Source organism: Campylobacter sp. JMF_11 EL3 (assembly GCF_027736965.1).
Lineage (GTDB): Bacteria > Campylobacterota > Campylobacteria > Campylobacterales > Campylobacteraceae > Campylobacter_B.
In genome coordinates, this window is sequence record NZ_JAOVTJ010000005.1 from 102,431 (window position 1) to 109,207 (window position 6,777).

Genomic DNA, 6,777 nt, shown 5'->3' on the forward strand with positions numbered 1-6,777 from the left:
TAGCAATCCTTTTTCAAATTTTTCTAATTATACTTTAAATTTAGCGTTTGTCGTTAAAATTCGCGCCACATTTTTCGCACTTGGCATAGCCAAATACTCTCTAAGCTCCACGCAAGCGCGCGCAAATCGCTCATCATCGCGCAAGGCGTAGGCGTCGTAGAGATTTGAGACACTCACTTCTTCTTGGATTAATTCTTTGTGAAGCTCGTCTTTTTCGCAAAAATCAAAGATTATGTTTGCAAGGCCGACATGTTTTAGCTTCACAAACCTGCGCGCGATCGCGACATCTAGGGCTTTGGCTTTGTAGCAAAGCACAAAAGGTGTGCCAATAAGCGCTGCTTGCAGGGTCGCAGTCCCAGAGCAGATAAAGGCAAATTCGCTTTTTGCTAGGGTTTTTATAGCATCTGTTTCTATGCTAAAACCGCGCGTATCGCCGTAAATTTGCTCCACCTTATCCGCTAAAAATGGTGGCACAACTAGGCTAAATTTTAAATTTGCATTTTCGCTTTTTAGCTTTTTAGCTAACTCTCTATAAACTGGCATCAGCCGCGAAATCTCAGCCCTGCGAGAGCCTGGCATAAAGGCGATTAGTCCGTTTTTTTCATACGAGCTTTTGCGCTCTTTGATTTCATCTAAAAGCGGGTGTCCTACGAAGCAAAAACCGCTTTTATCGCTTAAATTTGGCAAATTTTCAAAATTTAGATCCAAAATTTTAGAATAAAACTGCCTCTCAAACTGCCAAATTCCACACAAAAAATCGCAATTTTCTTGCAGAGCTTTGACTCTACCGCGCTTCCACGCCCAAATTTGAGGCAGGATATAATACACTATCCTCGCACTCGCGCCCGATTTTTTCAGAGCCTTTGCAAGGGGCAGGTTAAAGGCTGGACTATCGATTAACAGCACCACATCGCAGTTTTTTGCTAGCTCGCACATTTGCTTTAACGCCCTTTTTGCCTTGAAAATCAGTGGAATAATCTCCACAAATCCCATTGCCGAAAATTCGCTCGATTTATACAACGGCTCGCCGTGCGCGCTAAATTCCTCGCCAAAAATGCCATAAATTTTAGCGTTTTTATCGAGGGCTAAAATTTCACGCAAAACCTCGCTAAAATGCAGATTTGCAGACGGCTCCAAACACGAAATCAAATAATTCAAACTCTTACCTTTTTTAATTTTTGGCAATTATATCAAAATGTGCTAAAATTAAACATTTTTAAATTTTAATCACAAGGAAAAATTATGCAAAAATCCCTAATTTGCGCCATTTGCGCGCTGTTTGTAGCAGGGTGCGCTTCCACTCCAACCTACCAAAAAATGCAAATCGACGAACCAGATAGTGCCATAAAAGTGGCAAAGACAATGACCGCAAACAACGCCCCAGAGGGTATCACAAGGCAAATCAGCGATAGTTTTCGCGCTCACCCTAGCGCGCAGGCTGATTTTAACGGCGCAAGGCTAGTAGATGTCACAAGCGAGGGAGCAAGTGCTGTTTATCACTTCGAACTATCCTCAAAATGGGGCGAAATGAGCCCAAAAAATAAGGAAAATTATCTCAAATCCTTCCAAATCGTCCTAGCAAATCAAGCTTGCAACTCGCCTAGCAAGCGCATTTTGCTCCGACATGGCGTGAAATTTAGCCATAGATTTTTCTACGATGACCCAGCTTCGCCACTCTCAACTAGTGATGTCGATGAGAGCTTTTGCCTAAGCAAGGGGCTTTAATGCACGAAATTTTAATCACAAACGATGATGGCTTCGAAGCTAGGGGGCTTTTGGAACTTGCAAGCGCGCTAAGGGATATCGCGCATATCACTATCGTAGCCCCAAGCTCGCAAAAGTCCGCCTGCTCACACTCTCTCACGCTCACTCGCCCACTTCGCTTCATCGCAATCGGCGATGATTTTTACAAACTCGACGACGCTACGCCTAGCGATTGCGTGTATCTCGCACTTCAAGCCCTGTATTCGCGCAAACCTGACCTTGTGATTTCTGGCATAAATCACGGCGCAAATATAGCCGAAGATATCACATACTCAGGCACTTGCGGAGGGGCTATGGAGGGGGTTTTGCAAGGAATTCCCGCAATCGCGATCAGCCAGTATTACAGCGCAGATTCGCTGGATAAATACGGATTTAGCCTAGCTTGCAAGTTAGCGCGAAATTTGGTTAAAAAAATCTTTTCGCAAGGTTTTCCACTTCCGCCAAAACAATTTTTAAATTTAAATGTCCCGGCTGTGAGTGCGTCGCAGTTTTTGGGGCTAAAATGCGCGAGGCTTGGCGAGAAATTTTACGGACACGACGCCACGCTAAATCGCAATCCGCGCGGAGAGGAGTATTACTGGCTAGGAAATGCGGTTTTTGAGTTTGATAGCGAAAAAAACGCAGGTAGCGACATAGACCTTTTGATGAAGGGCTACGCTACGCTCTCGCCGGTGCAGTTAAATTTGACCGCAAATGACCAATTAAAGGGGCTTGAAGAGTGGATTATGAAATAAATGACCGCTTCACCAGAGCGCGCTGGATTTTTGGCGAGAAATTTGAAATTTTGCAAAATGCGCGCGTGCTTGTGTGTGGCTGTGGTGGCGTAGGAGGCGCACTCATCGAGGCGCTGTATCGTAGTGGCGTAGTAAATTTGAGCGTGATTGACTGCGATGAATTTGACATCACCAATCAAAATAGGCAGTTTGCAAGCGAAAATTTAGGGCAGAAAAAAGCAGAAGTTTTCGCGCGCAAATTTAAAGGCGTGCGCGCAATCTGCGCCAAAATAGATAGCGAATTTTTAGCTGGTTTTGACATAGGCGAATTTGACTTTATCATCGACGCAATCGACGATGTGGGCGCCAAAATCGCGCTTGCCGCGCTTGCTCACGAAAAAAATGTGAGATTCATAAGCTCTCTTGGCGCCGCCAAACGGCTGAACCCCGCCAAAATCGAAATCGCCTCCGTGTGGAAAACCCACACCGACCCATTTGCGCGCAAATTTCGCTACGAACTCAAAAAAGCGGGATTTTCTGGCGATTTTCCTTGCGTTTTTAGCTCCGAGCTTCCGCGCTGCGAAAAGCTTGGCAGTTTCATGGGCGTAACGGCCAGTTTTGGGCTTTTTATCGCCAGCTATGTCGTGCGAAATCTAATAGGCGAAAAATGAAATTTTTCATCGCCGAATTTTGGGCTTTTGGGCTAAAACAAATCCGAGCCTGCATTTTTGCTGGCTCATTTTTTGTGCTACTTTTCGCCTCAAAACACCTAAATTTGGGCTTCATCGCGCGCTATGATTTTTTGCTAATTTCGGCTTTGATTTTGCAAATTTTGCTTGTGGCGTTTAAATTCGAAAGTCTTCGCGAACTTTGCGCGATTTGCCTTTTTCACGCCATTGGGCTAGCCTTAGAGATTTTTAAAACCCACCCAGCTATCGGCTCGTGGAGCTACCCGGAGGCGGGAGTGTTTAAAATTTATGGCGTGCCACTTTATAGCGGATTTATGTATGCGGCTGTGGGAAGCTATATGATTCAGGCATGGCGAATTTTGCATTTACGGCTAGAAAACATGCCCCGCTCATACGCCAGTTTCGCCATTTGCGCGCTAATTTATGCGAATTTTTTCACGCACCATTTCATAGGTTATGATTTTCGCTATGTCCTATTAATCGCTGTTTGCGCGCTGTATTTTCGCGCGAAAGTCTATTTTCGCCCGCGCCAAAGAGAGTATGAAATGCCACTTATCCTTGCGTTTTGTCTAATCGGATTTTTTATCTGGGTTGCCGAAAATATCGCTACATTTTTTGGTGCATGGGTTTATCCAAACCAAGCCAAGAGCTGGCAAATAGTTGGCTTTGGCAAGATTTCTAGCTGGATTTTGCTTTGTATTATTAGCTTTATTATCGTAGCCGTGCTAAAACGGCTAGAAGAAAAAATGCGAATTTAGCCCAAATTTGGGCTAAATTTTGACTAAATTTATCTAACTGCGACGATGATTTGAGTAGCTTTGATTATCGCTTTTACGCTATCGCCTACTTTGAGTGCTAGGTTTTTCACAGATTCATTTGTGATAATTGCGCTCAAAACAAACTCGCCAGATTCGATTGCGATTTCGGAATTTACAGCTCCCTCTTTTACCGCCGAAACCTTACCCTCGATTTGGTTTGCCGCGCTTAGTCTGAGCTCATCTTCGCCTTTGCCAACTATGATTGATGAGGCTTTAAACAAAAACACAGCCTTTTTTCCGACTCTTAAATCCAGCGCTTTTTCAGAATCCACAGTCACAGTGGCTTTTAGGATTGCGCCATTTTGGGCTCTCGCGCACACAAGCGAATTTACAGCACCTGTTTTAACATCGGTAATTTCGACATTTAGCATATTTCTTGCACTTAGCATTATTGCTCCTTTATTTTAAAATTTGCGTCATCGTAGCAAAGAAACTTTAAGTTTTGTTTAAGTATATAATTAAAATTTTAGATTTTATTTTACAAATTTTAGCCAAAATTTGGGCGGTAGAGATTTGTTATGATTTAAATTTTGTATTTTAGAAGGCTGTTTTTAAGCCAAAATTTCAAAAATTAAATTTAACTATTTTATGAAATTTACTCGAAATGGTGCCTTGCGCCCTTAAATTCACAAGTATTGTCTAAATTTCGTTCCTCTGCCCTGCCGATGACGCTAATCGGGGTTTTGGTTTTGGAGGCGATTTCATAAATTTTGCTAAGAAATTTTGGCTCGAACGCGAATAAAATCTCATACTCTTCGCCCGAGTTTAGCACATATTCTTTGGGGCTAACAAGCCAACTCATACCCACGCCACTAGCGCGCAAAAGCCGCTCCAAATCCTGCCCAAGCCCGTCGCTGATATCCATAGAGGCACTTATGTATTTGGCGGCTTTGTAGAAAAATTTCGCCCTGAGTTCTGGGCGGAGCATGCGGGAATTTGGCGAAATTTCGCTTCTTTTGCCCCCACCTAGCAAAATTTGCAAATCAATGCCCACATAGCCGAGCTTGCCCGTGTGCGCAATCAAATGCCCGCACTTCGCGCCATTTCTGAAAATCGGCTTTTTGCACTTGCCTATCATCGTGATACTAATGGAAATTTTATCGTCGCTAATCGTATCCCCGCCGATAATCTCAATGCCCCATTTCTGCGCGGTTTCGTTTAGCCCAGCGCACAGCTCGTCAATCTGGGCAGCGGTAATGTCCCCGGGCAGCGAAAGCCCGATTAGAGCATATTTTGGCTTAGCGTTTTTGGCAATCATGTCCGAGATATTTACCAGCATGGCTTTCGCGCCGATTTCGTGCATACTAAGCCACTCGCGCCTAAAATGCACGCCCTCGACAAAAAGGTCCTTGCAATACGCCAAATCGCCCACGATAGCGCAATCATCGCCGTTTAGTTTGCTTTTGAATTTCGTGTAAATGTAGGCCTCTTTGTCCATTTTGCTAACCTTTTCGCGAGAATTAAATTTTGCTATTATATGAAATTTAGCTTAAATTTATGGGGTAAAAGCGATATTAGGCGTGAATTTCAAACTACGGGCTAAATTTAAAATTTAACCCATAGCTTAAATTTGGAAATTTGAGAATTTTGCAGAATTTATAAATTCTAAATTCTTATTCGCTCACAGCTTTTTTGATTTTTTTGGCTTCGTCTGCTGTATCTTTTGCTTTTTTGGCTTTTTTAGCTGTGTCGGTGCTCGCAGCCTTGTCTTTTAGATTTACGACCTCTTTTTTGACCTTTTTATCGGCTTTTTTTGCGGCTTTTTCTTTTTCTTTTTTCACGGTAGATTTTAGATCGCTAGTGTCCGTCTTGCCAGTGAGAGTTAGGTCGTCTTTGATAGCCTCGAAGCGCTTATCGCCGATGCCTTTGATGTTTTTAATCTCGTCGATTGAGTTAAATTTGTTGTTTTTTCTGTATTCGATGATAGCTTCGGCCTTGGCCTCGCCAATGCCAGGAAGTGCCATTAGCTCGTCTTTTGTGGCGGTGTTTAGGTTAATCCCAGCAAAAGCTAGGCTTGCAAAGATTGCGGTTGTTGATAGGATTTTAAAGATTTTCATTTTTTCTCCTTTGGGTTAAATTTGAGAAATAATTCTAAATTTAAGCTACTTAAAATTTAATAATTTTTTTAAATTTTGATAAGAATAATTTTAAAATTTAGCGATAAAGTTAAATTCGCAAAGTGAAATTTTAAATTTAAAGATAAAATTTATAGAATTTGGAATTTAAAATTTAAAAACTACAAGCAAAATTTTAAAAATTTCATTGTAATTGATTTAAAATTTGATTGACATAAAATTTTAATTGATTTAAAAAGCATAAAGAATAAAACAAAGTCCGCAACGACCTACTTTCCCGACATCCGAGTAACGGAGAGTATCATCAGCCATGATGAGCTTAGCTTCTTGGTTCGGTATGGAGCAAGGCGTTTCCTCATCTGTATAGTCACGGACAGTGTTAATTAAAAAAATTATTTCGTCTTTTTTCGCTATGCTTCGTTAGATTTCGCTTCGCACCGCAGTCACGAACCAAAGTTCGCTCCTTTGTGCTTGCTCATCTGCCTCGCCTAGCGAAAAAATACTTTATAATTTTAGAAATTGCAAATTCACAAATTCTAAATTATAAAATTTGATATTTTCTTAATTAACACTGCAAAAGTCATCAAGCCTAATAAAATCTTTTACCATATTGTTAAATGATTTCTAATACCTTTAACAAGGAAGTAATGCTTAAAAAGATAAGCAAACGAGCTATTAGTACCGGTCAGCTAAATGACTTTCATCACTTACACATCCG

General features: G+C 41.7%; 8 protein-coding genes and 1 rRNA gene. 4 read left to right on the top strand and 5 right to left on the bottom strand.

What is annotated here, in order from left to right; genetic code table 11:
- Positions 1 to 27 precede the first annotated feature (27 nt).
- On the bottom strand, positions 28 to 1,158 hold the full coding sequence (gene lpxB / locus OFN67_RS07350) for a lipid-A-disaccharide synthase (protein WP_270868839.1): 1,131 nt from the start codon (positions 1,156 to 1,158) through the stop codon (positions 28 to 30).
- A gap of 84 nt (positions 1,159 to 1,242) precedes the next feature.
- On the opposite strand from lpxB, the gene OFN67_RS07355 reads away from it, so the two are divergent.
- Genes OFN67_RS07355 through OFN67_RS07370 form a run of 4 tightly spaced genes read left to right on the top strand, consistent with a single transcriptional unit; the run spans position 1,243 to position 3,924 of the window.
- Positions 1,243 to 1,725, top strand: a complete 483-nt coding sequence (locus tag OFN67_RS07355; RefSeq protein ID WP_270868840.1) for a hypothetical protein — start codon at positions 1,243 to 1,245, stop codon at positions 1,723 to 1,725.
- Complete coding sequence (gene surE / locus OFN67_RS07360; RefSeq protein WP_270868841.1) at positions 1,725 to 2,498, top strand: 5'/3'-nucleotidase SurE; 774 nt, start codon at positions 1,725 to 1,727, stop codon at positions 2,496 to 2,498. Before OFN67_RS07355 ends, surE begins: the two co-directional genes overlap by 1 nt.
- Positions 2,495 to 3,148: a tRNA threonylcarbamoyladenosine dehydratase gene (locus OFN67_RS07365; protein ID WP_270868847.1), complete on the top strand. Its 654-nt coding sequence runs from the start codon at positions 2,495 to 2,497 to the stop codon at positions 3,146 to 3,148. The genes surE and OFN67_RS07365 overlap by 4 nt, the downstream gene beginning before the upstream one ends.
- Complete coding sequence (locus tag OFN67_RS07370; RefSeq protein ID WP_270874014.1) at positions 3,145 to 3,924, top strand: DUF817 domain-containing protein; 780 nt, start codon at positions 3,145 to 3,147, stop codon at positions 3,922 to 3,924. The genes OFN67_RS07365 and OFN67_RS07370 overlap by 4 nt, the downstream gene beginning before the upstream one ends.
- A 29-nt stretch (positions 3,925 to 3,953) precedes the next feature.
- Here OFN67_RS07370 and OFN67_RS07375 read toward each other — a convergent pair whose 3' ends face one another.
- The 4 genes from OFN67_RS07375 to rrf form a co-directional block, all read right to left on the bottom strand.
- Positions 3,954 to 4,373 (bottom strand): TOBE domain-containing protein, encoded by a 420-nt coding sequence (locus tag OFN67_RS07375; protein ID WP_270868843.1) that lies wholly within the window; start codon positions 4,371 to 4,373, stop codon positions 3,954 to 3,956.
- 206 nt (positions 4,374 to 4,579) lie between these two features.
- Complete coding sequence (locus tag OFN67_RS07380; RefSeq protein WP_270868844.1) at positions 4,580 to 5,422, bottom strand: thiamine-phosphate kinase; 843 nt, start codon at positions 5,420 to 5,422, stop codon at positions 4,580 to 4,582.
- A 175-nt stretch (positions 5,423 to 5,597) separates the two neighbouring features.
- Positions 5,598 to 6,041 (bottom strand): ComEA family DNA-binding protein, encoded by a 444-nt coding sequence (locus OFN67_RS08075; protein WP_443101034.1) that lies wholly within the window; start codon positions 6,039 to 6,041, stop codon positions 5,598 to 5,600.
- A gap of 274 nt (positions 6,042 to 6,315) precedes the next feature.
- Positions 6,316 to 6,434, bottom strand: a 5S ribosomal RNA gene (gene rrf, locus OFN67_RS07390).
- Between the last annotated feature and the right edge of the window lie 343 nt (positions 6,435 to 6,777).

Bases quoted from the DNA above. Each gene is read 5' to 3' on its own strand.
- OFN67_RS07355 (WP_270868840.1), top strand. From the start codon at position 1,243: ATGCAAAAATCCCTAATTTGCGCCATTTGCGCGCTGTTTGTAGCAGGG.
- surE (WP_270868841.1), top strand. From the start codon at position 1,725: ATGCACGAAATTTTAATCACAAACGATGATGGCTTCGAAGCTAGGGGG.
- OFN67_RS07370 (WP_270874014.1), top strand. From the start codon at position 3,145: ATGAAATTTTTCATCGCCGAATTTTGGGCTTTTGGGCTAAAACAAATC.
- OFN67_RS07375 (WP_270868843.1), bottom strand. From the start codon at position 4,373: ATGCTAAGTGCAAGAAATATGCTAAATGTCGAAATTACCGATGTTAAA.
- OFN67_RS07380 (WP_270868844.1), bottom strand. From the start codon at position 5,422: ATGGACAAAGAGGCCTACATTTACACGAAATTCAAAAGCAAACTAAAC.
- OFN67_RS08075 (WP_443101034.1), bottom strand. From the start codon at position 6,041: ATGAAAATCTTTAAAATCCTATCAACAACCGCAATCTTTGCAAGCCTA.